Raw genomic sequence first — 26,364 nt, forward strand, 5'->3', positions numbered from 1 at the left:
CGCCGGCGGCCGGCGGCGCCATCCGGCGGAGCGGTCGTGGGCGATCGGTGCGCTATATATTAAGGAAGCAGCGGGAGACGACGGCAGCAATCAGCCGCTGAGCCGCTTGACGAAAATGACCTTGTCGTCGCCCGGGGCGTAGTAATCCTTCAGCACCGCCTCGATGCTGTAGCCGGTGCGAAGGTAGAATTCACGGGTGGGCAGGTATTGCGGCCGCGACGCCGTCTCGATGTAAACAGCCCGACCGGACATGGCCGCAATCCGCCGCTCGGACTCGCGCAGTAGGATCTTGCCGATGCCCTGTCCGCGGTAATCATCGTGGACGCCGATCCAGTACAGGTCAAAACTGCCGACGGTGCACGGGATGGATCCGAAGCAGGTGTAGCCGACCACCCGGTCGTCCGCTTCGGCGAAGAGGAAGTGATAGCCGCTCTCGGAACCGTGCTCCAGCCCCGTCTCCACCAGCTCCACCGCGACATCCACCTCAAAGGGATAGAAGAAACCGGCCGACTCCAGGATCTCCCTCACCCGCCGGGGATCGTCAGGCGTGGGCTGTTCACGAAACCGGACAGCTTCTGGGTTCACGGTTGGCCTCCATGGCGTGTCGGTCCAGCGCATCCCGGACAATGCGCCGGATCATCTGAGTGTAATTCAGGCCGACCCGGGCGGCCGCGGCGGCAAAGCCGCTGTACGGGGCAATGCAGGGGTTGGCGTTGACTTCCAATACCCAGGGTTGGCCTTGGGGATCCACCCGGAAATCCACCCGGGCGTAACCGCCCAGCCCGAACGTTCGCCAGCAGTGTTCGGCGATCTCACTGAGCTGCCGGAGCAGGGGTTGCTCCTCAGGCTCGAATTCGAAACTCCGCTCCGTGTGCAGGAATTCAAAACTTTCCTCGTCCCACTTGGCCTGGTAATCGACCACCTTGTACTTGCCATCCGGATAGTCGAGAAACCGGATCTCCGGCACGGGCAGCACCTGGCCGGCCAGCACGGCGACGTTGAATTCCCGACCGTCGATGTAATGCTCGGCGAAATACTCCCGCCCGGTCCGGATGCGCCGTTCGTTGAGGATGTTGCGGATCGCCGAGGTCTTCACGGTGACAATGGCGTCTTCCGTGAACCAGCTCGAGGCATGATCCCAGTTCGATTTGATGATGAACGTGTGCTTGCCCGGCGGCATGGTGCAGTCGTCCTGCGAGACCCACGGGGCGGTCTGGAATCCGGCACCGCGCAGCACCCGCTTGGCGAGAATTTTATTCGTGCTGATGAACAGGGCCTCGGTGGGGCAGCCGGTGTAGGGGATTCCCAGATGATCCAGCAGGGACGCGCCCCAGTGCAGCAGCCGGCTGTCGTCGCTGACGGATTCCACCAGATTGAAAACGCAGCACGGGTCCGCTTCTCGGATCAGATCGATGGTGCGGGGGATGTTCAGGTCGAAGGTGACCACCATCGGTTCATAGTGCAGCTTCTTCAGCGCCTGCTGGACGGCGTTCACCTGGTCGAGCAGATTCTTGTCGTCTTCGGGCGCGTCCGGGAGGACCGGGTTGTGCAGGATGACCACGCGTTTGTTTTTTTTCATGCGCTCAGCCTCTCGCGGGCGGACTCCATGATCTGTGCAATGAGCTGCCCGTACGCAATCCCGGACAACCGGCAGATAATCGGCAGGTCGGAATCAATCGGGTGGAGTCCCGCTAGCGGATTCACCTCCAGAAAGTTTGGTGTGCCGGCCGCGTCCAGACGGATATCCACGCGTCCGGCGTCGCGGCAACCCAGGCCCCGCCAGACGCGCAGCGCCAGGTCCATACACGGTTGCGCCAGCTCGCCGTCGAGCCGGCTGTAGTCGACGAGGTCCCGGTAATTTTTCTTGGTGGCAAACGAGTAGGCGTCGGTCTCCGCATGTCCGCGCACCGACACCTCGAGCACGCCGACGGCGCGCGCGCGGCGCCCGGTGCCCAGTACGCCCACCGTGAACTCGCGTCCCGGCAGATACGTTTCCACCAGCACCGGCTGGCGGAAGGTGCGGAGCAGTTCGGCGCACACATCCGGCAGGTCGCTCGGTTCGGTGACCTTGGAGCGGGCGTTGATGCCCTTGCTGGTGCCTTCGGCCACCGGCTTCACGAACAGGGGGCAAGGCAGCGCGACGGCGGCGGCGTCGAGGCGGTCCGTCACGACAGCGAAGTCCGGCGTCGGCACGCCCAAATCGCGCACGGCGTGCTTGGCCAGACCCTTGTGCAGCGACAAGCCGAGCACCACCGGATCGGAGAACGTGTAGGGGATGGCAAAGGCGTCGAGCAGCGCCGGCACCAGGGATTCCCGTCCGAGGCCGTGAAGTCCTTCGGCGATGTTGAAGACCATGTCCCAGCGGTCGCCGGCAGCCAGGCGGGCGATCAGCCGGCGGGCATTGCCGATTCGGTCGGTGGCGTGGCCGGCAGCGGCCAGCGCCGTCTCGATCGCCACGATGGTGTCGATCTGATCGAACTCGGCGGCGGCCTCTTCGGAAAACCCTTCCGCCAGATAATCGTCCTTCAGGTCGTAAGCGATCCCGATGCGCATGCGGTCATCCTTGTGGTTGGAGCGAGCGGGTGGTACACCCCGCTCCGGTTTGCAACAGCCGACCGGTTGTCGCCGGGTTGCCGTGATCGTACTGTACGCGCGCTCGTGCTGTCCACATGGGAACGTTCGATCCGCGAACGTATGACTACTTTAGATAGAAGACGGAAGAGTGTCAACAATAAAACAGCCACATCGTCGGCGACGATATGCGTTACGGCGCGATGGCCGACGCAATGCGCGCAATGGCCCGCTGCGATCGCACCCGGTGATACCGGTAGGTGCGCAACAGTCGCGGCGCGGTGCCGCTCGCGCCGGCGATCTCGTCCGGCGCGAAGCCCATGCGGTGGGCGGTGGCGAGCAGCCGGTCCCGCAGGATGTGATCAGCCTCAGTCTGCGACAGCGAGTACGTGTCGCGGAAATAGCGCATGAAGCGATAGGCCCGCTCCAGTGTCCGCAGGTCGGCCGCCTGCGCCGGGAGGGCGTCCGCCAGCGTCGCGCACGCCGTCCAGAGAGTCGGCTCCCGACGCCCGATGCGGGCCAGCGCGGCGGTCACCGCCGTCTGGATGTCGCGCAGCGCGCCCGGGTCCTCGCGGACGTTCACCGTGTCGCCGCGCCGGCTGAACTGGTACGTCCGCCGCGCGTCGATCTCCGCGAGCATGTCGCGGATGAAACGGTCCGGTTGCCGGAACAGATAGCGGTCCAGCAACTCGCCGATCGCGGTGTCGAACGAGTGGCTGCCGATCAGCAGGCGGCTGCCCATCAGCAACGACAGCTCGATGAAATCGTGCTCGCGCGGCGTGGCCAGGAACGCTTCGAGCCGGTCCAGCGAGAAGGCGAATGTGCCGAAGAACTCCGTCAGGCGGTGGTGGGGCATGATGCCACGGCGGGTCAGCTCGCGATTCAGGTCGTTGATCAGACCGATGGCGTAGCGACCGAATTCCGGGCTCTGCTCCCGGGTCAGCACAAAGAGATCCAGGTCCTGCTCGAACGCTTCCTCACGGGCGTAGCCGCCCGAGCAGAAGACGGCGAGCGGTTGATCGTCTTCGTCGCGTTCGCGGTAGTGCAGACCGGCCAGACCCTGCGCTTCCACCTGCCACTGGCAGGCCCGGTAGAGCCAGCGGAAATACCGGCGGAAAAATTCGTGGTACACGCCGTAGAGCAGCTTCAGGTCGCCGGGCTGACTGACGGCCAGGAGGCCGCAGCGGCAGAAGCCGAATTCATAGTAGACGCCGAGCCGGCGTCTGAGTTCCTCCGGTCCTTCGGCATCGGCCAGTTCGGCCCACAGGGTGTCGGCGGTGCCCCGCAGGTAATCGCGGTCGTCGGGATGCGTCACGATCTCCGGCTGCTCCCGCGACACGCGAGCGAAGCAGCGGCGGTAATGGTTGGAGGAAAAGGCCAGCAGGTCGCACAGCAGGCTGAACCGCTTGCTGGCCCGTGCGTCGACGGCGGACTGGGTGGCGGGGTGCCCGGCGAGCCGGCGGAGCCGGAGCAGTTGATCCCGGTCGAACCCCAGCAGGAATTCCGTGACGGTCGCCGGCCGGTGGGGCAGGATCTCGATCAGCGCAGCCAGACGGCCGGGCCGGGTGGCGAAATGTTCCAGCAGCCACTCCCGGGTGAAGGCCGCGTACCGGGCGAACGTCGGCCGATCGGCGACGCTCTGGAACAGCACGGCCGTCTGCACGATGGAATCCATGTCGAAGGCGAGCAGGCGCAGCAACCGCTCGAAGGCCGGCGACTGCTGTTCGTCGGGGAGCTGCTCCAGGCTGTTCATGATGGTCTGGATCGCGGCGCCCGAATCGCGGGCCAGGAGCTGGAAGATGTCGTCCCAGTAGATCATGCCCAGGTAAACCTGAAACAGCAGGAGGATATTGAGGAAAACATTTTCCGTCCAGGCCACGGGGTAATCCGCGGGCCGGCCGCCCGCCGTGATCTGGTTGAACACGGTCACGCGCTGGAGGTGCTGATTGACCATCGCCAGCGCCTGAGGCGCCAGAGCGCGCAGCCGGTCCAGTTCCTCGTAGTAATGGGTCAGCAGCCGGAGGGCGGGCCGGACCGGCCCCTGCGGGGCGAAGCCCAGCGCCTCGGCGACACGGTCCAGGTGTCCGACGGCCACGGCGTCGTTGCTGTCGAAGGTATCCTCCACCGAGACCATGAGCTGATACACGTAGAAGAACATCTCGATGAAACTGAACACGTCCTGGAGACCGGCATAGAGTCCGGCGTTATTCGGATCGCGGACCTTGAGCAGCTCCAGTGTCTCGCGCGAACCGTGGGCGCGGATGTCATGGATGGTCTTCAGCATGTTGGTGAGGTTGTGAATGAGCCGGAGCCCGTGGGTCTTGGGGCTGACCCAGGGCGAACTCAGGTCGAAGCGGAGCTGCTCGTGCACCTCGCCGATCATGCCCCGCAGGTAGCCTTCGTGGAGGCGGGGCCGGCCCTGCTCGTGGTAGAACAGGTCGATGATCTCGCGCTCCACGTCGGCGATGAGGCTCTCGTCGCCCACGAGCCGCTCTGTCAGGAGCAGCTCGGAGATCAGCACGAAATTGTGCGCGCCGCGGCGCAGGTAGGTGCGGATGTCCTCGATGGTGGTCAGGAAAGTCCGGCCCACCGTCTTCTCGGCCAGGTAGAAATGCATCTTGGTGGCATAGCGGAAAAACTCCGCACCCACGGCGCTGACCACAGGATTCCAGAGGGCGGCGTCCACGTCGGGGCGGGCGAAGATGGCGATATCCAGGTCGTCCTGGTCCAGGAGCATGCCGACGTTGCAGAAGGCTACGCCGTCAAGCGGCTCGCCGCGGGAGCAGGTCTCCACCAGCGCGCCGAGATAGGCGGTGATCAGGTCGCGCAGTTGGAACCGCAGCCGGGTGAGGATCTGGTGGTAGACCGGCAGCCGGTCGCGGGCTGCAGCGGCATCGCGGCGGAGCGTGTGGATGCTCAGGGCGTGAAGATGCAGGACCTGAAAGGCGAAGTAGGTGCCCAGAAAAGTCCGCCGCTCACCGTCGTTTCGCGCCGCCCGGATCACCGCGGCCATCTCCCGTCGGTAATTGTGGGCCTTGCGCCAGAGGTGCACCCGCCCGGAGCCGCTGGTGGCGTCGAGGCGCTGACGCAGAGCCGGCCCGTGGTCCCGGATGATCCGGGCGTATTTCTGATAGTAATTCGACAACTGGGCCAGTTCGCCGGCGAGTTCTTCGTAGGCCTCGAACATGATACCTCCCGGAGCCGCCGCTCAGTCGTCCGCCGCGTCGGGGAGCGCCGGTCGGACCGTGATCGTGCGGGCGTTGCGGATGCGCACGGTGCCCGTCTTGACCCCGCCGGGCTTGCGCACGTCGCGCACGCGGCACATGGTCACGCCGACGTTCCCGCCGGTGCGCATCCGCGAATACCAGGCGGCGACTGCGGCCGCCTCGCGGATGCTGTCGCGGTCGGCGTCCCCGTCGGCCGGCGCGCGCAGAACCACGTGGGAGCCGGAGAAACCATGGACGTGGAACCAGTAGTCGCCCGGCTGTCCGAGCCGGAAAGTGACCGCCTCGTTGCTGACGTCGTCCTGGCCCGCCAAGATTTCCAAGCCGGCGCTGCTGATGAAGCGCTTGACTCGCATGAGGCGACTGTATCATGAATTGGGGCCGTTTTCACAGGGACCGGATGGAAACGGCGCGGTCACGTTATCTTGAACATTGGCGCCCCGCTCCCGTATATTCAATTTCCACGCCGGCGGCCTGGCCGGCGGCGTGCGCAAGCGGGCCGGACGGGACGGACAGAACGACAGCGGTGCACCCCCCCGACAGTCCGCAAATCCTGACGCCGCGCGATCCCGGACCGTTCCGCGACAAGCGGGCCCGTGCCGGGGGCGCGCGCCATCATCATTTCACGAGGTGATCATGAGCGATCGCAGCAGAATGTCTCGGTGGGTGTGGCTGGCCGCCGTGGCGGTGGTCGTGTGCGGCTGGGGCGCGGCCCCCTGGGTCTCGGCCGACGAGGGGATGTGGACGTACGACAATCCGCCCCTGCGGCTTCTGGCGGAGCAGTATGGGTTCCAGCCCGATGCGGCCTGGCTGGAGCACGTCCGTTTGGCCAGCGTCCGGGTGGGGTCCGGCGGGTCCGGCTCGTTCGTCAGCCCCGACGGTTTGATCCTGACGAACCACCATGTGGGTCTGGGGCAGATCCAGAAACTGTCCACCCGGGAACGGGATCTGGTGCGCGACGGATTCTACGCCAGGACCCGCGCCGAGGAGCTGAAGTGCCCGGACCAGGAGGTCCGCGTGCTCGAGTCCATGGAGAATGTCACCGCCCGCGTGCTGGGCGCGGTTCCGGCCGGTGTGACCGGCGCGGAGGCGATGAAGGCCCGTCGGAGCGAGATCGCCCGGCTGGAGAAGGAGGGCCACGCGGCGACCGGCCTGGATTGCACGGTGATCTCGCTGTACCACGGCGGCGAGTACTGGCTGTACCGTTACCGCAAGTACACCGACGTGCGCCTGGTGTTCTGCCCGGAGCAGCAGGCCGCGTTCTTCGGCGGTGACGCCGACAACTTCACCTATCCCCGCCATGATCTTGACCTGACCATCTTCCGGGTGTACGACGCCGGCCGGCCGCTGCAGGTGAAGCATTACCTGAAGTGGAACGCCGCCGGTGCCGCCGCCGGCGAACTGGTGTTCGTGTCGGGCCATCCGGCGCGGACGAACCGGCTCTACACGCTGGCGCAGTTGGAGCTGCAGCGCGACGTGCTGCTGCCCCGCCGCATCGCCACCCTGAAACGGACGCTGGGCGTGCTCCGGGCCTATGCGGCCCGCGGACCCGAGGAGGCCCGGCAGGCGCTGGGCGGCATCTTCGGCGCGGAGAATTCGCTCAAGTCGTCGATCGGTGAATACGAAGGCATGCTCAACCGGAGTCTGCTGGACCGCAAGGCCGCCGAGGAAACAGAATTCCGCAACCGGATCGACGCCAATCCCGAATGGGCGAAGGCATTCGGCGGCGCCTGGCCGGCGATCGCCGCGACGACGCAGTTGCAGCGGGCGCACATCGCCGCCCTCGAATTCCAGTCGCTGGGCGGGTACCGGTCGCGCCTCTCGTCGACGGCCCTGACCCTCGTGCAGTACGCGGCCGAGATCGGCAAGCCGGACGCCGAGCGCCTCGAGGGCTTCCACGACGCCGACCTCGAGACGTTGCGGTTCCGGCTCCTGTCGCGAGCGCCCATCTACCCGGCGCTCGAGGAGGTGCTGCTGGCCGACTTCCTGCTTCAGGCCCGGGAGGAGCTCGGCGCCGCCGACGCGTTCGTGCAGGCGCTGCTGGACGGCGGCGAGCCGACCGAGGTGGCGCACCGGCTCATCGAGGGGACCGGCTTGGCCGATCCCAAGATCCGGCAGCAGCTGCTCGAGGGCGGTGCGGCGGCGGTGGACGCGAGCGACGACCCGCTCATCGTACTGGCCCGCCGGGTGGCGCCCATCCTCCGCGAGCGGCGGCAGTGGCAGGAAGCAAACATCACCAGCATCGAGGTGGCCGCCAGCGAAAAGATCGGGCAGGCGCGTTTCGCCGTGTACGGCAAGAACGCCTACCCTGACGCCACTGGCACGCTCCGCCTGAGCTACGGGACCGTCGCCGGCTACCCGATGAACGGCACCCAGGCCCCGCCGCTCACCACCTTCCACGGCCTGTACGACCGGGCGCTCGGCTTTGGCCTGAAGCCCCCGTACGATCTGCCGGCGCGGTTCCTGGAGCGTAAGGACAAGGTCCAGATGGAGACGCCGCTCAACTTTGTCTCCACCTGCGATATCATCGGCGGCAACTCCGGCTCGCCGGTGATCAACCGGGCCGGCGAGCTGGTGGGCCTGGTGTTCGACGGCAACATCGAGAGCCTGCCGGGCCGCTTCGTTTTCGACATGACGGCGAACCGGACCGTGTCGGTGCACGCCGCCGGCATGATCCACGCCCTGCGGGTGCTCTACGACGCCGGCCCCCTGGCCGACGAGATCGAAGGGATCGCCGCCGGAGCGCGCTAGCCCGCACGCCGGTGGGTCACCGGTAATACAGTCAGTGGACCGGGACCCGGGGATTCAGCCCCGGGTCCCGGGTGTTTTCTATGCGGATGGGTTCGGCCCCGGCCAGATCGTAGCGGATCAGCCGCGCCGGTTCAGCGCGCGCGGAATCAGCGCCACGCCCACCGCCACCGCCAGCAGCAGCGCCGCGGTGAGCAGCCAATTGACGGTGTAGGTCACCAGCCGGGTCGGATTGTTGAACGGCCGTTCGGCGAAGGCGAACTGTTGCAGGAGTTGCATTCCCACCACCTTCGCCGCGAGCAGGGCGAAGGCCCCGCCGATGAGGATGCCTGGACGTTTTGTGCGGAACCGCCAGAAGGCCGCCGCGGCCGCCGCGCCGTACACGACGATCCAGAGGAAGCTCACGGCTGTCCAGAGCCAGCCCGGCGACAGGTTATCCATGGCGCACCTCCCCGGCCGGCGCGGCGGGAGGTTCGGTGGGACGGAACATGAAGAGTCCGGCGGCGAAGAGGGCGGTCAGCAGAATCTCCGTTGCGGCCAAGCCAAGTTCCACCCATTGGAATCCGGTGGCGCTGAATCGACCGATGAGCGTCGCCGCGCTGAACTCGACGACCCAGCGCGTCAGGCCGGCGGCGAACAGCCCGGCACAAGCCACAGCGAGCATCCAGGCCGCCGCCGCGCCCTGCCGGCGCCGGGTGCAGATGGCGGCCACCACCACGGCGACGGCGAGCAGGATGAGGTCGATGACGCTGAGGAATGCGTTGGACACCTGAAACATGATCTGGACGGCGTCGTGATTCATCGATGGCCTCCTGGGGACAAGTCGGTCGGGCGGGGTTCGGTGGGGACGCCTGCGGATTCCGGTCTGCCGGGGCCGGCTGGAGCGCCGGATCGACGGGCGCAGCCGTCCGCCGGGTGCCTGTTTCCCGGCTTGGGCGTTTGCGCCACCGCGGTCACGTCCATCATGGATCTCTCCCGGTAAGCGGATTGCCCCGATAAATCGGTGGATCGGCGTGTGGCGGAATTATAACACAGTCGGACTGATGCGGCTAGCCGGCCGGAATGACGAAGCCCAGGATGGCAAAATAGTGGCATGCGCTGCCGGCCAGCACGAAACCGTGCCAGACGGCGTGGTGGTAGGGCAGGCGGCGCCACACGTAGAACCCGATGCCCGCGGTGTAGGCGATCCCGCCGAGCAGCAACAGCAGCAGGCCGCCCGGGGCCACCGCGTCGAGCAGCGGCCGCACGGCCACCACCGCCGCCCAGCCCATGGCGACGTAGAGGGCCAGCGACAGGGCGGTCCAGCGGTGCAGCAGGCGGGACTGGGCGGTGATCCCTGTCAGCGCCAGTCCCCAGATCACCCCGAACAGCGACCAGCCCCATGGCCCGCGCAGGCTCACCAGGGTGAAGGGCGTGTAGGTGCCGGCGATGAGCAGGAAGATGGCCGCGTGGTCGATGAAGCGGAGCACTCGCCGGGCGCGCGGGTGGGCGATGCCATGGTACAGGGTGGAGGCGGTGTACAGCAGAATCAGCGTGGCGCCGTAGATGGCGGCGCTGACGATGCGCCACCCGTCGTCGGTGGCGGCGGCCGCGGCGACCAGAACCACCAGCCCCGCCACGGCGGCCAGGGCGCCCGTCCCGTGAATGATGCTGTTGGCGATCTCTTCGCCGCCGCGGTACCGCCGGTCGCTGTCCGCTGCGCGCATGACCGTTCCTCCGGCTGGTATTATACGTCCGTCTCCGGCCGATGGCGGCGGCGATCCGGTTGCGGACCAACCATAATTAGTGGAACAGGCATCATTTTGGCCTTTTATCACCCGGACTGGAGTACAATACAACCAGACTGTGGGAATCACACGCAAGGAAATCTCATTGGACTTCAACAATTTTCCGAAAATCCAGTTGCCGAAGCTGCAGTTGCCCCGCCTGGAGCTGCCCGAATGGCTCGCGCCGAAAAAGGACCTGCCCCCGCTGGTCATCGGTGACCTGCGGGCTGCGGTGCCCATCGTGCAGGGCGGCATGGGCGTCGGCATCTCGCTCGCCGGGCTCGCCGCCGCCGTGGCCGAGGCCGGCGGCGTCGGCGTGATCGCCGCCAACGCCATCGGCATGATCGAGCCCGATTATTACGCCGACGGCCGCGCGGCCGACCAGCGGGCGCTCCGGAGCGAGATCCGCCGGGCCCGCGCGCGCACCCGCGGCGTGATCGGCGTGAACCTGATGGTGGCGGTGAACGACTTTCACGAGCTGCTGCAGGTGGTGGTGGAGGAGCGGGCGGACATCGTCTTCCTCGGCGCCGGTCTGCCGCTGCGGGGCATCCCGGTGGCGGCGCTGCGGGCGGCCAACGTCAAGGTCGTCCCCATCGTCAGCTCCGGCCGGGCGGCCCGGCTGATCTTCACCCACTGGCGGAAAAGCTACGGCGACGTGCCTGACGCGGTGGTGGTGGAGGGCCCGCTGGCCGGCGGCCACCTGGGCTTCAAACCGGAGCAGATCGACGATCCGGCGTTCGCGCTGGAGCGGATCGTCCCCGGCGTGATTGCCGAGGTCCGGCCGTTCGAGGCGGAATTCGGCCGGCCGATCCCGGTCATCGCCGGCGGCGGCGTGTACACCGGCGCCGACATGCACCGGATCCTGCGGCTCGGGGCGCGGGGCGTGCAGCTCGGCACCCGCTTCGTCGCCACCGACGAGTGCGACGCCGACCCGCGCTTCAAGGAGGCGTACGTGCGGTGTCGGAAGGAGGACATCGTCATCATCAAGAGCCCGGTGGGGCTGCCCGGCCGGGCGATCCGCAACCCCTTTCTCGACGAGGTCGCCCGCGGCGCGCGCCGGTCGTTCCGCTGCCCGTGGCGCTGCCTGGAGAGCTGCGACGCCCGGGCGGCCGCCTACTGCATCTCGCTGGCGCTGGACAACGCCCGCCAGGGGCGCCTGGACGACGGCTTCGCCTTCGCCGGCGCCAACGCGCACCGGGTGGACCGGATTGTCCCCGTCCGGGAGCTCGTGGACGGCCTGAAGGCGGAATACGCGGCCGCCGTCGAAGCTGCGGCGCGGTCCATCAGCGACGAGTACGTCCGCCTGGTGGAGCGCTGGAAGAGCCTGAAAGACGAATACGGGACGGCGCTGGCCCGCCTGGGCGAGCTCCGAAACGAGTACGAGCGGGCCTGGAACCAGCGGATCGCCCGCTTGAAGAAAGACTATGAGAACGCGTGGCCCGAAAAAATCGCAGCGCTGCGGGCGGAGTACGAGGGGGCGTGGAACGAGAAGGTGGCCGCGGTGCGGGAGCAGTACGAAGCCGCCGTCGCCGCGCTGGAACAGCTGCGGGCCGGCGGGCTGGACCTGCAGGCGGAGCCGCGTTAGCGGCGCGGGTGCGTCGCCGCCGGCGCGTCGTGGCCGGATAGGGGGCGCGATTTCACAGAGGCGCAACATCCATGGCGGGACAACCGGATCGCGGGCGCCTCGCGCTGGCATGGATCTGCATCGTCCTCGGCGCGGTCGTGCTCGGCTTCATGGCCGTCCAGTACCTGTCGCTGGCGTTCGTGGGCGGCATGCTGATGCCGGAGATCGGCGTGCTGGCCTGGCTGCAGGGATTTTCCGTGGCGCTGGTCTCGGTGCCCGGTATCGTTGCCACGCTGGTGCTGTTCCTGGGACTGGTGCTGCTGGTCCGGGCACACCGTTGACGCGCCTCTCGCCGTCCACGGCTCACCCGATGACCATTTCCCGCACCATTTGGCGCTTCAGCGTTGGCCCCGCGACGCGAGCAGGCTGAAATCGCCGGCCAGTGGATGTAAGCCGTCATGGGTTCGGACATGAATCAACGCTCACCTCTTCGCGTGGCGGTGCTCACCCTGCATTGCGACAGACGCGCCGGCTGCGCGTCGTGACGGCACACCCTGGTTCCTTCGGTGGGCTCAGGGCCACTTCTTGTCGCACGACATGGAAAACGACTCGTCGATGAAACGATCCGTATCGTCACGCGACAGGTTGACGCCCGCCCACTCTCCGTGGCCTGAACGAATCAGCTCGCGGGCGAATTCCATCCGCAGCGAGTGGTCGGTGGCCTGGCGCAACCAACCGTGCTCGAAGGTGAGCTCGTGCACCACCTCATAGCAGTGCGGCCGCTGAAAGCCCATGTGGACGTAAAACTCCTGCAGGAATCCCCGACCGATGATCAGGCCGCCCGAATAATCAATGGGGTATCGAAGATCGGGGTACTCCCACATGTTGGTGTCATTGGTGCAAAGGCGCGGTTCAAGACCGTTCCATGACGGCGGGGATTGATGCGAATAGTAAAGCACCCTCAACCGGACGAGGAACAGAAACCCGTCCCGGACCTCGTAGCCGGCCTCATATCCCCGCCAGCAGGCGGTGCTAATTAGAGAGCATCCCTTCCTCAGACCGAGGGCATTGGGATCAAAGGGCCAGGCGCGCTCGATGGCGGCGATGGCGTAGTATTTGCCGTCGTACCGGATTGAATCGGGGACCTGTGCGGTCATCGGCTATTCCCCCTTTGAAAGATCAAGAATATGACAACCGGTCAGACGGCTGTTGCAGCCGTATCCCCGGTGGCGAATCTGATCCGTGTCGCCTGGTAAATGAGCACTCTCATTTTAGGTCATCGCCGGCGGATTTTCAAGCGCCCGCCCGGCGCACGCCTGATGAAATCCCCGGTTCGGTCGTGGGGTGAGATTGCGCGAGATTGTCACTGCCCAGAGCGCGCCGCCGGAAGCCAAACACTGGAGCATCTTTGAAATTAGGACTGTCGTTCCCTGATTTTCATGGATCACTCAACGGTGCGACGGATCACCGCCATTTTTTCTCGTACGACAGCGAAAACGCGTCTTCGATGAGGCGGGCGACGTTGGTGCTGCAGCAGGCGATGCCCGCCTGCTCCGGATGCCCGCTCCGGACCAGGCGGCGCAACTCCGCCATCCGGGCGGAGTGGTCGGTGGCGAGCTGCAGCGCCCCGCGGTCGAAACGGAGCTCGTGCACCACCTTGTAGCCGAGGGGGTGCTGGAAGCCCATGTGGACGTAGAACTCCTGGATGAACTCCCGGGCGATGACCACACCGCCGGAATACGGCACGGGATGGAGGATGTCCCGGTATTCCCACAAACCCATGGAGTCGGGCTTGTCTCCGGGCGGAATGCCGTCCCAGGCCGCCGGCGGATTCGGCCCGGCGAGCAGGTTGAGCCGAATTAGATACAGGCGCCCGTCGCGGACCGCATAGTGGCCCACGTGCCCGCGCCAGCAGGCGGTGCAGGCGGCGGCCGGCTGTCCTTCGCGCAAGCCGAGGGCGTCGGGGTGGAACGGCCAGTCGCGTTCGATGGCGGCGATGGCGTAGGCATGGCCGTCGTACTGGAGCGTGTCGGGAACCTGGGCGGTCATCGGCTATTCCCCCTCTGAAAGATCAAGAATATGACAGCCGGTCAGACGGCTGATGCAGCCGTGTCCCCGGTGGCGAATCTGATCCGTGTCGCCGGGTGAATGAGCACTCTCATTATGGGTCATCGCCGGCGGATTTTCAAGCGCCCGCCCGGCGCGCGGCAACGGCCGCGGAGCCGTCCCGGCGGTGTGGTCCGCTGCATGTTCCGCCAGGCAAGTGACGAGTCAGCCGCAGATGGTCAGGATCGCTTCGGCGGCCAGCCGGCCGGAACGGAGCGCGCCATTGATGGACGGCGTGTCACACTCGTCGCCGCAGCGCCAAAGGCCGGGGCGGATCCGGATCTGCCGCTGCAGGGCGGCCGGGTCCAGCTCGTCTCGCACCGGCAGGGCGTGGAGGATGCGGTAAGTCCGCAGGAGCCGCCAGCCCGCCACGGCCGGCCCGAACCAGCCGCGGAGCTGGGCCCGGACCGCCGCGTCGAGTTCGGTGTCGCCCGCCGCCGGAACGCCCAGCACCGTGGCCGAGACGAGCGCGGCCCCTGGCGGCGCGTAGCCGGGGGCGACGACGCTCGGCACGCACAGATTGTTCACCGGGCCGTCCCCGTCGCCGTTGAGCACCAGCACGGGCTCGCCCACGGGATCGACGTCGGCGGCGTAGTACAGACAGGTGACCCCCTTGGCGGCGGGCGCGGCGACGGACGCACCCGCCAGGCGCGTCGCGTCGGCGCCGGGCATGGCCAGCACCACTGCCCGCCCGGCCACCCGTTCGCCGGAGGCGAGCACCGCGGCGGTGCCGTCGAGGCGCGCCACCGGCGCGTCGAGCCGCAGGGTGCCTGTGGTAAGCGCCGCGGCGAGCTGGGCCGATATGGCGCCCATGCCGTCCGCCGGCAGCGCCGCATCGCCGGCGGCGAACAAGCCGAATATGAACCGGAACATCCGACGAGACGTCACCAGACCGCTTTCCAGGAACACGCCGCCGAAGAAGGGGCGGAAAAAGCGTTTCACCATGGTCGGCGAAAAACCCAGCGCATCCAGTTCGGCCGCCGTGGAACCGTCCGGCGCGTTGAGGAGAGCGTCGGGCGGCAGCCGCTTGAGGGCGCGGCTCAACCGGGCCACACGCAGCTTGTCGCCGATGGTGCCCACCGGCGCCAACGCCGCGGCCAGCGCCCGCGAGGGGCGACGGAAGGGATCGGCCACACGGTGAAAGTGCCCGCCGGCACGCACCCGCGCACCCGGCTCGAACGGCCGCAGGTCGAGGGCGGCGTAGTCCAACACCCGGCGGGCCTCCGGGTAAGCGGTGAGCAGCACCTGAAAGCCCCGGTCCAGGCGGAAGCCGTCCACGGCATCGGTGCGCACCCGGCCGCCGGGGGCATCCGCCGCTTCGAGCACCGTGACGGCGAGACCCGCGGCCTGCAACACCCGGGCGCAGGCCAGGCCGGCCAGGCCGGCGCCCACGATGACGGCATCAATCGGTTGGGATTCTGAGTGGGCCATTGCGGTGTCGCTCCGATGGTGGTCCCGTTTCTCTCACCGGCGATGGTCGTTGAGATGCCGGGCGGACCGGCCAGGGTTCCACCAGTCTCACCGCGGTTGGGTCAACGGCGAACCATTCGGAAGGTCCTGTCGTCGGCCGGTAACGCGCGGAGGCGCAGCCGGCCGTAGGGAAAGAGCCGCCCGCGCCCCTTACCGCCGCATGGCCGAGATCTGGACCTGGAGCGACAGGTCGTGAATCCGCTGCAGGATCTCCTCCACCAGCCGCCGGTCGAGGCCCAGCCGGACGGCCTGCTCCAGCCGGTCGTCCAGCACCTGGCGCCAGCGGCCGCCCTGGAACGCCGCCATGCGATGCGCCTTCTTGTAGCGGCCGATCTGGCCTGCCACCAGGTTTCGGCGCGACAGGAGCCGCATGAGTTCCTCGTCGAGGCGGTCGATCTCGCCGCGCAGCGCCGCCAGGCCCGCCGCCGGCGCTGTGTCGCACGGCGCGCCGCGCCGGTGGCCAGGCAGCGAGTCGAGGAGCGCCGTCAACGCCGCCGGCGTGAGCTGCTGGGCGGCGTCACTGAGCGCCGCGGCGGGGCGGGTGTGCGCTTCGACCATGAGTCCGTCGAAGCCGAGGTCCAGGGCGCGCCGGGCGATTTCCGCAACGAATTGCCGCCGGCCGCCCAGGTGGCTGGGGTCGCCGAGCAGCGGGAGGTCCGGTGCCTCCTTCCGGAAAGCCAACGCCAGCTCCCACCGCGGCGCGTTCCGCCACGGGCCGGCGTCGGCGGTGGAGAAGCCGCGGTGGATCGCCCCCAGGCGGCGGACGCCCGCCCGCGCCAGGCGCTCCGCCGCCCCGAGCCAGAGCGACAGGTCGGGGCTGACGGGATTTTTCACCCACACCGGCACGTCAGCGCCGCGGAGCGCCTCGGCCACCTCCTGTACCGAGAACGGATTGACCGTGGTGCGCGCCCCCACCCAGAGGATGTCGACGCCGTGCTTCAGCGCCTCGTAGACGTGCTGGGCGCGAGCCACCTCCACCGCCACGGGCAGGCCTGTATCCCGGCGGACGCGCTGGAGCCACGGCAGGCCGGCGACGCCGACGCCCTCGAAGCAGTCGGGCCGGGTGCGGGGCTTCCAGATGCCGGCCCGGAACGCGGCCACCCGCCGGTCCCGCCGCAGCCGGCGCGCCGTGCGGAGCACCTGTGTCTCTGTTTCGGCGCTGCAGGGACCGGCGATGACGTACGGCCGCCCCTTGAGCCAGAGGGGTGGCGCAGTCGACGGGTTCGCCGCAGCGCGGGTCATGATGTCACCGCCCGGGCCACCGCGGGGCGGCAACCGCGGTGATAGGCGCCCACAAGGCGCACCGCCGCGGCGCGGCCGCTCAGCGCCGCCATCGCCGGGTCGAGGGCCCCGGGGCGCTCCCATTCGATATCCACGTGAAAGACATACTCGTAAGGGTTCTCGGCGATGGGGAGCGACTGGATGAAGGTCAGGTTCACCCCGGCGCGGCGCAGTGCCGCCAGCGCGGCGGCCAGCGTCCCCGGCCGGTGGGGCAGGCGGAACTGCACCGACGCCTTGTCGGGTGGCGGATCGCCGGCGGGCGGTGCGGCCGCCAGCACCAGGAAGCGGGTATAGTTGTCGGCGTGGTCCTGGATGCCGGTGGCGAGCGCCGCCAGGCCGTGAAGCTCGGCGGCCAGGGGGCCGGCGATGGCGGCGGTTCCGCACAAGCTTCCGCACCGGATGTCCGCGGCGCTGGCGGCGGTGTCCCATCTCTCCACGCATTCCAGGTGCGGGTGGGCCGCCAGGAAGCGGCTGCACTGGAGAAGGGCCACGGGGTGGGAGTGCACGGTGCGGATGTCCGCCAGCCGCTGGCCGGGCAGGGCCAGGAGGTGCTGCTCCACGCGCAGGTACAGCTCCTCGTGCACGTGGAGCGGATACTCGCCCAGCAGGGCGAAATTGGCGACGATGCCGCCCGCCAGCGAGTTCTCCACTGCCATGAGGCCGCGCGCGGCGGCGCCGGTGCGCACCGCTTCGCACACGGCGCTGAACGTGCGGCAGACCATTGGCTCGGCGGCACCGGGTGCGAAGCGGTCGGCCGCCTCGTGGTGGAATGACCCGATGCCGCCCTGGATCGCGATGCGCATGGTCGTTGACCTCCGTTGAAAATAAAAAAGCCCCGAATCGCTTCGGGGCTTGTGGGAACTTTTGATCTGGCTGGTCAGCTAGTCGGCGCGCATGCTCCCCCGGCCCCGCGAAGGCGGAAAGTAAAAGTAAAAGTAGAAGCGGGACCGGTCGTCGACGAACATCACGCGCGCTATCCTATCCGAATGATTTGCTCCGATTCGGTTTCGATCGGCCCATCTATAAACCGGAAAGGCGGTCGTGTCAAGGCCGGAGTTGAATTGGCCGGTATTCGCCGCGGAGACACCGAGGCGCGGAGAAGTCTCGACCGCCGGGTGCAAGCCGCCGGACAGGACTGATTGGTCGGGCGGCCAGTGTTCAAACCCGATGACCCGTCGTGATGCAGAACATCGCTTGCGATCTCTACGTCTCTGCGTCTCGGCGGTGAAAACGGGATCAGGGATTGGCCAGAATGAGAGGGCGGGGCGGGGGGATCGCGCGGTTCATCACCGCGTCCCACCAGGCTGCCCGGGCGGCGTCGGCCGGCAGCAGGCCTTCTGCGGGGCCGATGGGGCGAACGGTCACCCGGTCGAACACCACCACCCGGTGCAGGATTTCGGCCCCGGGATCCTTCGGGTTTTCCCGCAGGGCGCCCACCGCGGTTCGGACGAGGCCGTCGCGGGGGGAGAGTCCCAGCCGGAAGTCGAGATACTCCGAGAAACCCGGCGGCGGATCGCGCCGGAGCGTGAGCCGGAACCAGACCGTGGGCGCGCGGCGGTGGGGAAACGGTTCGGGAGCGGGGGTGGGCCGGGGCTGCCCGGCTTTTCCCAGCCAGGGATAACCGTCGGCGGCATCAACGAGCAGGGCGGCGACGGGCCAGTTGTCGTACAACTCACCCGGATCGGCGCAGGTGAAGCGGGTGCCCTCGGTGCGACCGTCAAAAAATCGGATGAAGTGATGCACCACGAACCCCCGGGCCTGGAGACCTTCGATGATCACTATCTCCGCCAGGCCGTCCGGCTCCCGCCGGGTCAGGGTCAGCCGGTCTCCGTGCCGCCACCCCTCCAGCCGGCCGCGGTCGTAGCCCGGATAGCGCCCGTTGGGACTGGCGGCGGGATTCTCCAGCCACGTGCGCCCCTCGACGTGCCAGTCGCCCGCCTGCGCGGCGGCCGCGCTCAGTCCAGCCCAGTCCCGGCGGGGTTCCGGCCGGCAACCGCTCGATGCCGCCCAGGCGAAGAGCAAGACGATGGGCAGCAGCCCGAACGTGAACCGGCGCCAGGCAACGTCCGGTGGCTGGGTCATGGGGTTTTCTCCGCTGCGCGGGATGCCGGGCTGTCCGCCGGACCGGGCCACGCCCAGGTGAGCAACCGGCTGGGCGTGGTCGGCGCCGCCACGGCGGCGCGGTAGCCGGGGCCGGCGGCGAGGTCGGCCAGCCACCAGCGGGCTGCCTCGCCGGGCCCGCCTGCGGCGGCAATCACGCGGGCGGGCGCGACCGGGTCCACGGTGACGCCGAACCGGTCCACGCCGCCGGCGATGCCCTTGCCCAGCGCCTTGAGCAACGCCTCCTTCCGCGTCCACACGGCGAAGAATCCGTCGGTGCGACGCTCCGGCGGCAGGGCGGCGAGCGCCGCGCTTTCCTCGGGACGGAAGAACCGCCGGGCGATTCCATCCAGGTCCAGGTCGGCGCGGACGCGTTCCACGTCGACGCCGACTGGCCCGTCGCCGGCCACCGCGAGCAGTGCTACGCTGCCCGAATGAGCCAGGTTGAAATGCAGGCAAGTTGCGGGCGCGGTCAGGTACGGCTTGCCGTGGGCGGTCGCTCCGAAGCGGAGCGCCGCCGCGTCCGCACCGAGACAGCGGGCCAGTACGCCACGGAGGAACGCCCGGGCGGCGACGAACGCCTCCCGATGCGCCGGCAGCCGCAGCCGCGCGACGCGCTCCCGCTCGTCGGAGCTCAGGGAGGACGCAGCCTCGGCCAGGGCGCCGGGTGCCCAATCCAATCCAGCCCGCCAGACGTGGATCTCGCCGACGGCTGGGCAACAGTCGGCCGGGAGTGGCAGCCATCGGGCAGGTGAGGGGGGTGATGTTCCGTGCATCCGGCCTCCGGCGGTGGCGTCAGTCGCCCGATGTCCACGCCATGGCGGGGAGGCCCAGCATCCGGCGCAGCAGCCCGAGCTGCCCCAGATGGTACGACTCGTGCTGCAGTAAAAAAGCCGGCCCGCCGCACACCGACGGGTGGGTCACGGGGAAGGGGTGGGGTGCCGGGGCCGCCCGATCGGCGGCGAGTAGCCGCGGCTCGCGTTCGGCCAGCGCCGTAGATACCACGTGCCACAAGGCGAGGAGTTCCTCCAACGGAGGCACGCCGGGCAGGGCGTCGGAGGAGGCGGCCGCGTCCCATGTCGCTTGAGGTGGATTTTCAGCCGGCGCGCCGATCATGCGGGCCATCGAGAACCGGGCGTCGAGAAGGTGAATGACCAGGAAGGCAATAGGATTGATTGCGGGATGAAGCTGGCGGCGGGCGGAGGCGTCATCCACCCCGGCCAACGCGTGGCGGAGCAGGCCGGTGTTGAGCCGGAAGATTTCGTCCAGAGGCAGAAGCTCCGTCAATATGGCGACCTCCGGGGCCGGATCCGGCCGCTCCCGTCTGAAGTTAGGCAGGGGTGACCGTGCGGCACGCACTCCCATCATAGGGCTGGAAGAGGGGGTAATTCAATTCCATTTTTATAATGGGTTACATCAAACAACTTGCTGATTGAAAAAGTGTTCAGCAGTGCCGAAGGGTTGTGTTACCATTGCCGAAATTTTCGGGGGCGCATGCATGCAACAGACAGCGGCGGCGGCAGGCCGCCTGATCCTCGAGGACGGCAGCGAACACACCGGCCGTCTCTTTGGCGCCGTGCGGCCGGCGGCCGGCGAGGTGGTCTTCAACACCGCCATGACCGGCTATCCCGAGAGCCTGTCGGACCCTTCGTACACCGGCCAGATCCTGGTGATCACCTACCCGCTGGTGGGCAACTACGGTGTGCCAGAGTTGAAGATTGAAAACGGCGTCTGCGCCAACTTCGAGTCGGAGGCGGTCCGGGTGGCCGGGCTGGTCATCACCGACTATTCGGGGCGGCACAGCCACTGGGCTGCCCGGTCCAGCCTCGGTGACTGGCTGGCGGCCCACGGCGTGCCGGGCCTCTCGGGCGTCGACACCCGGGCGATCACCCGGCGCCTCCGCACCCACGGCACCCTGCTCGGCCGGATCATCCCCGAAGGGGAGACCGCGCCGGCGGGGTGGCGCGATCCCAACCGCGAGGACCTGGTGGCCCAGGTGAGCGCCCGCGCGGTGCAGACCTACGGGGACGGCCGGCGGCGGATCGTGCTGCTGGACTGCGGCGTGAAGCACAACATCCTGCGCTGCCTCCTGCGGCGCGACGCCACGGTGGTCCGGGTGCCGTGGGACCACGACTTCACCGCCATGGATTTCGACGGCCTGGTGGTCTCCAACGGCCCCGGCGACCCGGCGCGTTGCGCCACGGCGGTGGCGCATATCCGCACGGTGCTCGATGCGGGTCGGCCCGTGTTCGGCATCTGCCTGGGGCACCAACTGGTGGCGCGGGCGGCCGGCGCGCGTACCTACAAGCTGGCGTTCGGCCACCGCGGCCACAACCAGCCCGTGGGCCGGCCCGGTACGCCGCGGGCGTTCATCACCTCGCAGAACCACGGCTTCGCGGTGGATCCGGCGGGGCTGGACGACCGCTGGGAGCCGCTCTACGTCAACCTGAATGACGGCACCAACGAGGGGCTCCGCCACCGGACGCGGCCGTTCTTCTCGGTGCAGTTCCACCCCGAGGCCTCGGGCGGCCCCACCGACACCGAGTTCCTGTTCGACGATTTCATGGACCTGGTGCGTCATGGGCGCTGAGATCCGCTCCGTGCTCGTGCTGGGCTCCGGCGCGCTGAAGATCGGCGAGGCCGGCGAGTTCGACTATTCCGGCTCCCAGGCGCTCAAGGCGCTGCGGGAGGAAGGCATTCGGACCGTCCTGATCAACCCGAACATCGCCACGGTGCAGACTTCGGAGGGCGTGGCCGACCGCGTCTATTTCCTTCCCGTCACACCGTTCTTTGTGGAAGCGGTGATCCGAAAGGAACGGCCTGACGGTATCCTTCTCGGCTTCGGCGGCCAGACGGCGCTCAACTGCGGCCTGCAGCTCCACGCCGCCGGGGCGCTGGAGCGGCACGGCGTCCGGGTGCTCGGCACGTCCATCGAGGCCGTCGCCGACACCGAGGACCGGGAGCGGTTCGTCCGGCGCCTTGACGAGATCGGCGTGCGCACCATCCGCAGCATGGCGGTCACCTCCGTGGCGGACGCCGCGGCGGCGGCCCGCGCGCTGGGCTTCCCGGTGATCATCCGCGCCGCCTTCACCCTGGGCGGGCAGGGGAGCGGCTTTTGCACCGACGCGGCGGAGCTGGCCGTCCGCGCCGAGCGGGCGTTCGCCTATGCGCCGCAGATCCTGGTGGAGCAGTCGCTCAAAGGCTGGAAGGAAGTGGAGTACGAGGTGGTGCGGGACCGGTTCGACAACTGCATCGCCGTCTGCAACATGGAGAACTTCGACCCGTTGGGCATCCACACCGGCGAGAGCATCGTGGTCGCGCCGTCCCAGACGCTGACCAACGCCGAGTATCACCAGCTGCGGGCGCTCTCCCTCCGGATCATCCGCCACCTGGGCATCGTGGGCGAGTGCAACATCCAGTTCGCCCTTGATCCCGACTCCGCCGACTACCGGGTCATCGAGGTCAACGCCCGGCTGTCGCGCTCCAGCGCTCTGGCGTCCAAGGCCACCGGCTACCCGCTGGCGTTCGTGGCGGCGAAGCTGGCGCTGGGTCACGCCCTGCCTGAGCTCCGCAACGCCGTCACCGGCACCACCACCGCCTGCTTCGAACCGGCGCTCGACTACGTGGTGTGCAAGATCCCGCGCTGGGATCTGGGCAAGTTCAAAGGGGTGGACAAGCAGCTGGGCAGCTCCATGAAGAGCGTGGGCGAGGTCATGGCCATCGGCCGCACCTTCGAGGAGGCATTCCAGAAGGGGCTGCGGATGATCGGTCAGGGCATGCACGGCTTCGTCGCCAACCGGGAGCCGGTCGTGGACGACATCGGCCGGGCGCTGGCCGAGCCCACCGACACGCGCGTCTTCGTCATCGCCGCGGCGCTGGCCCGCGGCTGGACGATCGAGGCGATCCACGCGCGGACGCGCATCGACCGCTGGTTCCTCCAGCGCCTGGAGCATATCCATGAGCTGGCCGGCGAACTGGCCGCCTGCGGCCGGCTCGAGGCGGTCTCCGACGCGCTGCTCCGCGAGGCCAAGCGGCGCGGGTTTTCCGATTTCCAGATCGCCCGGCTGGTCCGGGACCCGTCGGCCGAGACCATCGAGGCGGAAACGCTGGCGGTGCGCCGCCACCGCCAGGCGCGGGGGATCGTGCCCAGCGTCAAGCAGATCGACACCCTGGCTGCCGAGTACCCGGCGCGGACGAACTACCTCTACCTCACCTACGGCGGCGACACGCACGATGTCGATTTCACCGCCGACGGAGGCGGCGTGGTGGTGCTCGGCTCCGGCGCCTACTGCATCGGCTCCAGTGTCGAGTTCGACTGGTGCGGTGTGAGCGCCGTGCGGACCGTCCGCGCCGAGGGCCTGCAGGCGGTGATGATCAACTACAACCCGGAGACGGTGAGCACCGACTATGACATGTGCGACCGCCTTTACTTCGAAGAGCTGAGTCTCGAGCGGGTGCTCGATATCGTGGAACTGGAGCGGCCGCTCGGCGTGATCGTGTCCACCGGCGGTCAGATTGCCAACACCCTGGCGCCGCGGCTGCACCGCCGGGGCGTGCCGGTGCTGGGCACGAGCCCCGAGTCCATCGACGCCGCCGAAGACCGCCACAAGTTTTCCTCCCTCCTGGACCGGCTCGGTGTGGACCAGCCGCGCTGGCGGGAGCTCGCCAGCGTCGCCGACATCCTCGCCTTCGTCGACGCGGTGGGCTACCCCGTGCTGGTGCGCCCGTCCTACGTGCTGTCGGGCGCGGCGATGAACGTGGTCTCCAACCGCGAGGAGCTGGAGCACTTCCTCGGGCTCGCGGCGAACGTGTCGCGCCAGTACCCGGTGGTGGTTTCCGAGTTCATCGAGAACGCCAAGGAGATCGAGATCGACGCCGTGGCCCGCGCCGGCGAGATCCTGGCCTACGCCATCTCCGAGCACGTGGAATTCGCCGGCGTGCACTCGGGCGACGCCACCATGGTCTTCCCGCCCCAGAAGCTGTATCTCGAGACGGTGCGGCGCATCAAGCGGATCACCCGCCAGATCGCCGGCGCGCTGGAGATCTCCGGCCCGTTCAACATCCAGTTTCTGGCCCGGGACAACCACATCCGGGTGATCGAGTGCAACCTGCGCGCATCGCGCTCCTTCCCGTTCGTGTCCAAGGTGCTCAAGCTCGACCTGGTGGAGCTGGCCACGCGGGTGATGCTGGGCCGCGCGGTGGAGAAACCGAACAAATCCATCTTCGAGTTGGATTGCGTGGGCGTGAAGGCGCCGCAGTTCTCCTTCGCCCGCTTGCACAAGGCCGATCCGATCCTGGGCGTTGAGATGGCCTCCACAGGCGAGGTGGGTTGCCTCGGCGAGGACTTCCACGAGGCGGTGCTCAAAGCGATGCTCGCGGTGGGCTACGCCGTGCCGGAGCGGGGCGTGCTGCTGTCCACCGGCGAGCCGCGGTCGAAGCTGGAGCTGCTGGCGGCCTGCCGGCTGCTGCAGGCGCGGGGGCTCCCCCTCTACGCCACCCGCGGCACCGCCGCCTTCCTGGCCGGGCACGGCGTGACGGCTGAGGCGGTTCGTTGGCCCGACGAGGACGGCCGACCCAACAGCCTGGACGTCATCCGGGAGCGGCGGGTGGACCTGGTGGTGAACATCCCCAAGAACCTGAGCCGCGACGAACTCAGCAACGACTACCGAATCCGTCGCAGCGCCATCGATTACAATGTGCCGCTCCTGACCAATGCGCGGCTGGCGGGGGCGTTTATCCACGCCGTCTGCCGACTGAATCTGGCCGAGTTGTCCGTCAAAAGCTGGGACGAGTACTGAAAAAAAGCCGCTCCGGGTGTGGAGCGGCTCGCTATGTTGGCGTCCCCAAGGGGATTCGAACCCCTGTTGCCGGCGTGAAAGGCCAGTGTCCTAGGCCTCTAGACGATGGGGACGGATCAGTGTCCAAAGAACAGAGTCGGCATTTTTACCTCAACCTCGGGCGCAAGTCAAGGCGAAAAGCACAGTAGCCGGGCTGATATCCGTCGCGGCGGCGCGGCGAGAAAAGGAGGAAAAGTGGTGAGGCGTGCTGGATTCGAACCAGCGACCCACGGCTTAAAAGGCCGTTGCTCTGCCAGCTGAGCTAACGCCCCGCCCAAAAAGCGGTCCCATGATAGCGCAACGCGCCGGAATGTCAAGAACAGGCCGCCGGCCGCCGCTCAAGGCGGCGGCCGGCGGCCGATGGGTTGCCGGAGTTCGAAGCCGGAGGTGTCGTTACAGCTTGGCGGCGACGGCCTGGGCCATCTCCAGCGTCTTGCTGGCGCCGCCCATGTCGTACGTGCGGACCTTTCCCTCGGCGATGACCGCCGCGGTGGCCTGCTCCAGGCGGGCGCCCTTCTCGGTTTCACCCAGCCAGTCCAGCATCATCTTGGCCGCCAGGATGGTGGCGATGGGGTTGCACTTGTACTGGCCGGCGTACTTCGGCGCGGACCCGTGGGTGGGTTCAAACACGGCCAGCTTCTCGCCGATGTTGCCGGAGCAGCCGAAGCCGAGGCCGCCCACCATCTGGGCGCAGAGGTCGCTGACAATGTCGCCGTACAGGTTAGGCGCCACCAGCACGTCGTAGTTGAACGGGTTCTTCAGCAGCCACATGCACATGGCGTCGATGTTGGCGTCGTCGGTGGCGATGCCGGGGTAGCCCTTGGCCACCTCCTTGAATGTTTCCAGGAACAGCCCGTCGGTGGCGCGGACCACATTGGCCTTGTGGACGCAGGTCACCTTCTTCCGGTTGAACTTCTTCGCGAACTCGAAGGCGGCGCGGATGATCCGCTCGGTGCCCTTGCGGGTGTTGATCTTCGTCGAGACGGCGTACTGGTCCAGGGGCACGTCCTTGAAGGCGGCGAAGGGCTTGGACAGCTTCAGGAGTGTGTCGCGCAGCTCCGCGGGCACCGGGTTGAACTCGACGCCGGCGTACAGGTCCTCGGTGTTCTCACGGAAGATCACCAGGTCGATCCCCTCCTTGAAGTTGAGCGGATTGCCGGGGTACGCTTTGCAAGGCCGCAGGCAGACGTACAGGTCGAACAGTTGCCGCATGCGGACGATGGGGGAGCGATAAACCAGCCCCTTGCCTTTCAGTTCGGGCACCAGCTCAGCCTCGGCGGCCTTGACCGGCTTGGAGGTGATGGCGCCGAACAGGGCGGCGTCGACATTGTTCAGCAGGTCGATGGTGCGCTGGGGAAACGCATCCCCTTCCTTGCACCAGAACTCCCAGCCGATGTCGCCGTGGATGTACTCGGCGTCCAGCCCGATGCGGTCGAGGACGAGCTTGGCCGCCTCGTTGACTTCCACCCCGATGCCGTCGCCGGGGAGCCAGGCAATGCGGTACTTGGCCATAACGGGTCTCCTTATATTAATGGTGCGTGCACGCGTCACTGCCCCTTGCCCATTCCCGCCGCACGGTCCGCTCCAGACCTGGCCGGGAGCGGAGACGGCGGGCCAAGGATCCCTCATCCTATCATAACCGGGGCGGGAGGTGAACCCCTTACCGGCGGGCCCGCCGCCGGGACCGCCGTTGACAA

General features: G+C 68.0%; 22 protein-coding genes and 2 tRNA genes. 5 read left to right on the forward strand and 19 right to left on the reverse strand.

Annotation, left to right across the window (positions count from 1 at the left end; all coding sequences use genetic code 11):
- Positions 1–90: 90 nt before the first annotated feature.
- The 5 genes from GX414_00265 to GX414_00285 all read right to left on the reverse strand — a co-directional run bounded on the left by GX414_00265 (position 91) and on the right by GX414_00285 (position 6,151).
- Positions 91–618 carry a GNAT family N-acetyltransferase gene (locus GX414_00265; protein NLI45523.1) on the reverse strand — a complete coding sequence of 176 codons (528 nt, stop codon included), beginning with the start codon at positions 616–618 and terminating at the stop codon, positions 91–93.
- Positions 557–1,579 (reverse strand): D-alanine--D-alanine ligase, encoded by a 1,023-nt coding sequence (locus GX414_00270; GenBank protein NLI45524.1) that lies wholly within the window; start codon positions 1,577–1,579, stop codon positions 557–559. Before GX414_00270 ends, GX414_00265 begins: the two co-directional genes overlap by 62 nt.
- Complete coding sequence (locus tag GX414_00275) at positions 1,576–2,553, reverse strand: D-alanine--D-alanine ligase (protein ID NLI45525.1); 978 nt, start codon at positions 2,551–2,553, stop codon at positions 1,576–1,578. The genes GX414_00270 and GX414_00275 overlap by 4 nt, the downstream gene beginning before the upstream one ends.
- A gap of 211 nt (positions 2,554–2,764) precedes the next feature.
- Positions 2,765–5,758: a hypothetical protein gene (locus GX414_00280; GenBank protein NLI45526.1), complete on the reverse strand. Its 2,994-nt coding sequence runs from the start codon at positions 5,756–5,758 to the stop codon at positions 2,765–2,767.
- 21 nt (positions 5,759–5,779) lie between these two features.
- On the reverse strand, positions 5,780–6,151 hold the full coding sequence (locus GX414_00285) for a DUF814 domain-containing protein (protein ID NLI45527.1): 372 nt from the start codon (positions 6,149–6,151) through the stop codon (positions 5,780–5,782).
- Between the two features lie 280 nt (positions 6,152–6,431).
- On the opposite strand from GX414_00285, the gene GX414_00290 reads away from it, so the two are divergent.
- Positions 6,432–8,546 carry a S46 family peptidase gene (locus GX414_00290; protein ID NLI45528.1) on the forward strand — a complete coding sequence of 705 codons (2,115 nt, stop codon included), beginning with the start codon at positions 6,432–6,434 and terminating at the stop codon, positions 8,544–8,546.
- A 117-nt stretch (positions 8,547–8,663) separates the two neighbouring features.
- Here the strand turns inward: GX414_00290 and GX414_00295 are convergent, their stop codons facing one another.
- From GX414_00295 to GX414_00305, 3 genes are all read right to left on the reverse strand, one after another.
- Positions 8,664–8,984 (reverse strand): hypothetical protein, encoded by a 321-nt coding sequence (locus GX414_00295; GenBank protein NLI45529.1) that lies wholly within the window; start codon positions 8,982–8,984, stop codon positions 8,664–8,666.
- A complete protein-coding gene (locus GX414_00300; GenBank protein ID NLI45530.1) occupies positions 8,977–9,345 on the reverse strand; it encodes a hypothetical protein in 369 nt (122 codons plus the stop codon). Before GX414_00300 ends, GX414_00295 begins: the two co-directional genes overlap by 8 nt.
- 247 nt (positions 9,346–9,592) lie before the next feature.
- The gene (locus GX414_00305) at positions 9,593–10,249 is read right to left on the reverse strand and encodes a hemolysin III family protein (protein NLI45531.1); all 657 of its coding nucleotides are present in this window, start codon (positions 10,247–10,249) and stop codon (positions 9,593–9,595) included.
- 166 nt (positions 10,250–10,415) lie between these two features.
- Here GX414_00305 and GX414_00310 point away from each other — a divergent pair, with 166 nt between their 5' ends.
- The gene (locus GX414_00310; protein ID NLI45532.1) at positions 10,416–11,894 is read left to right on the forward strand and encodes a nitronate monooxygenase; all 1,479 of its coding nucleotides are present in this window, start codon (positions 10,416–10,418) and stop codon (positions 11,892–11,894) included.
- 71 nt (positions 11,895–11,965) lie between these two features.
- Positions 11,966–12,214: a hypothetical protein gene (locus GX414_00315; GenBank protein NLI45533.1), complete on the forward strand. Its 249-nt coding sequence runs from the start codon at positions 11,966–11,968 to the stop codon at positions 12,212–12,214.
- A gap of 231 nt (positions 12,215–12,445) precedes the next feature.
- Here GX414_00315 and GX414_00320 read toward each other — a convergent pair whose 3' ends face one another.
- The 8 genes from GX414_00320 to GX414_00355 all read right to left on the reverse strand — a co-directional run bounded on the left by GX414_00320 (position 12,446) and on the right by GX414_00355 (position 20,117).
- Positions 12,446–13,030, reverse strand: coding sequence for a hypothetical protein (locus GX414_00320; protein ID NLI45534.1), 585 nt, complete (start codon positions 13,028–13,030; stop codon positions 12,446–12,448).
- A 307-nt stretch (positions 13,031–13,337) separates the two neighbouring features.
- Complete coding sequence (locus GX414_00325; GenBank protein ID NLI45535.1) at positions 13,338–13,922, reverse strand: hypothetical protein; 585 nt, start codon at positions 13,920–13,922, stop codon at positions 13,338–13,340.
- Positions 13,923–14,144: 222 nt separating this feature from the next.
- Positions 14,145–15,410: an FAD-dependent oxidoreductase gene (locus GX414_00330; protein ID NLI45536.1), complete on the reverse strand. Its 1,266-nt coding sequence runs from the start codon at positions 15,408–15,410 to the stop codon at positions 14,145–14,147.
- A gap of 189 nt (positions 15,411–15,599) precedes the next feature.
- On the reverse strand, positions 15,600–16,691 hold the full coding sequence (locus tag GX414_00335) for a bifunctional 3-deoxy-7-phosphoheptulonate synthase/chorismate mutase type II (GenBank protein NLI45537.1): 1,092 nt from the start codon (positions 16,689–16,691) through the stop codon (positions 15,600–15,602).
- Positions 16,688–17,533 carry a hypothetical protein gene (locus GX414_00340; protein NLI45538.1) on the reverse strand — a complete coding sequence of 282 codons (846 nt, stop codon included), beginning with the start codon at positions 17,531–17,533 and terminating at the stop codon, positions 16,688–16,690. Before GX414_00340 ends, GX414_00335 begins: the two co-directional genes overlap by 4 nt.
- 433 nt (positions 17,534–17,966) lie before the next feature.
- Positions 17,967–18,812, reverse strand: coding sequence for a hypothetical protein (locus tag GX414_00345; GenBank protein NLI45539.1), 846 nt, complete (start codon positions 18,810–18,812; stop codon positions 17,967–17,969).
- Positions 18,809–19,510, reverse strand: a complete 702-nt coding sequence (locus GX414_00350) for a 4'-phosphopantetheinyl transferase superfamily protein (GenBank protein NLI45540.1) — start codon at positions 19,508–19,510, stop codon at positions 18,809–18,811. The genes GX414_00345 and GX414_00350 overlap by 4 nt, the downstream gene beginning before the upstream one ends.
- A gap of 115 nt (positions 19,511–19,625) precedes the next feature.
- A complete protein-coding gene (locus GX414_00355; GenBank protein ID NLI45541.1) occupies positions 19,626–20,117 on the reverse strand; it encodes a DinB family protein in 492 nt (163 codons plus the stop codon).
- 211 nt (positions 20,118–20,328) lie between these two features.
- Here GX414_00355 and carA point away from each other — a divergent pair, with 211 nt between their 5' ends.
- The gene (gene carA / locus GX414_00360; GenBank protein ID NLI45542.1) at positions 20,329–21,420 is read left to right on the forward strand and encodes a glutamine-hydrolyzing carbamoyl-phosphate synthase small subunit; all 1,092 of its coding nucleotides are present in this window, start codon (positions 20,329–20,331) and stop codon (positions 21,418–21,420) included.
- A complete protein-coding gene (gene carB, locus GX414_00365) occupies positions 21,410–24,628 on the forward strand; it encodes a carbamoyl-phosphate synthase (glutamine-hydrolyzing) large subunit (GenBank protein NLI45543.1) in 3,219 nt (1,072 codons plus the stop codon). Before carA ends, carB begins: the two co-directional genes overlap by 11 nt.
- A gap of 37 nt (positions 24,629–24,665) precedes the next feature.
- On the opposite strand, the gene GX414_00370 is transcribed toward carB, so the two are convergent.
- The 3 genes from GX414_00370 to GX414_00380 form a co-directional block, all read right to left on the reverse strand.
- Positions 24,666–24,741 (reverse strand) — tRNA-Glu (locus tag GX414_00370).
- Between the two features lie 122 nt (positions 24,742–24,863).
- A tRNA-Lys gene (locus GX414_00375) sits at positions 24,864–24,939 on the reverse strand.
- Between the two features lie 121 nt (positions 24,940–25,060).
- Positions 25,061–26,179, reverse strand: coding sequence for an isocitrate/isopropylmalate dehydrogenase family protein (locus tag GX414_00380; GenBank protein ID NLI45544.1), 1,119 nt, complete (start codon positions 26,177–26,179; stop codon positions 25,061–25,063).
- Positions 26,180–26,364: the final 185 nt, after the last annotated feature.

The organism is Acidobacteriota bacterium (assembly GCA_012517875.1).
GTDB lineage: Bacteria > Acidobacteriota > JAAYUB01 > JAAYUB01 > JAAYUB01 > JAAYUB01.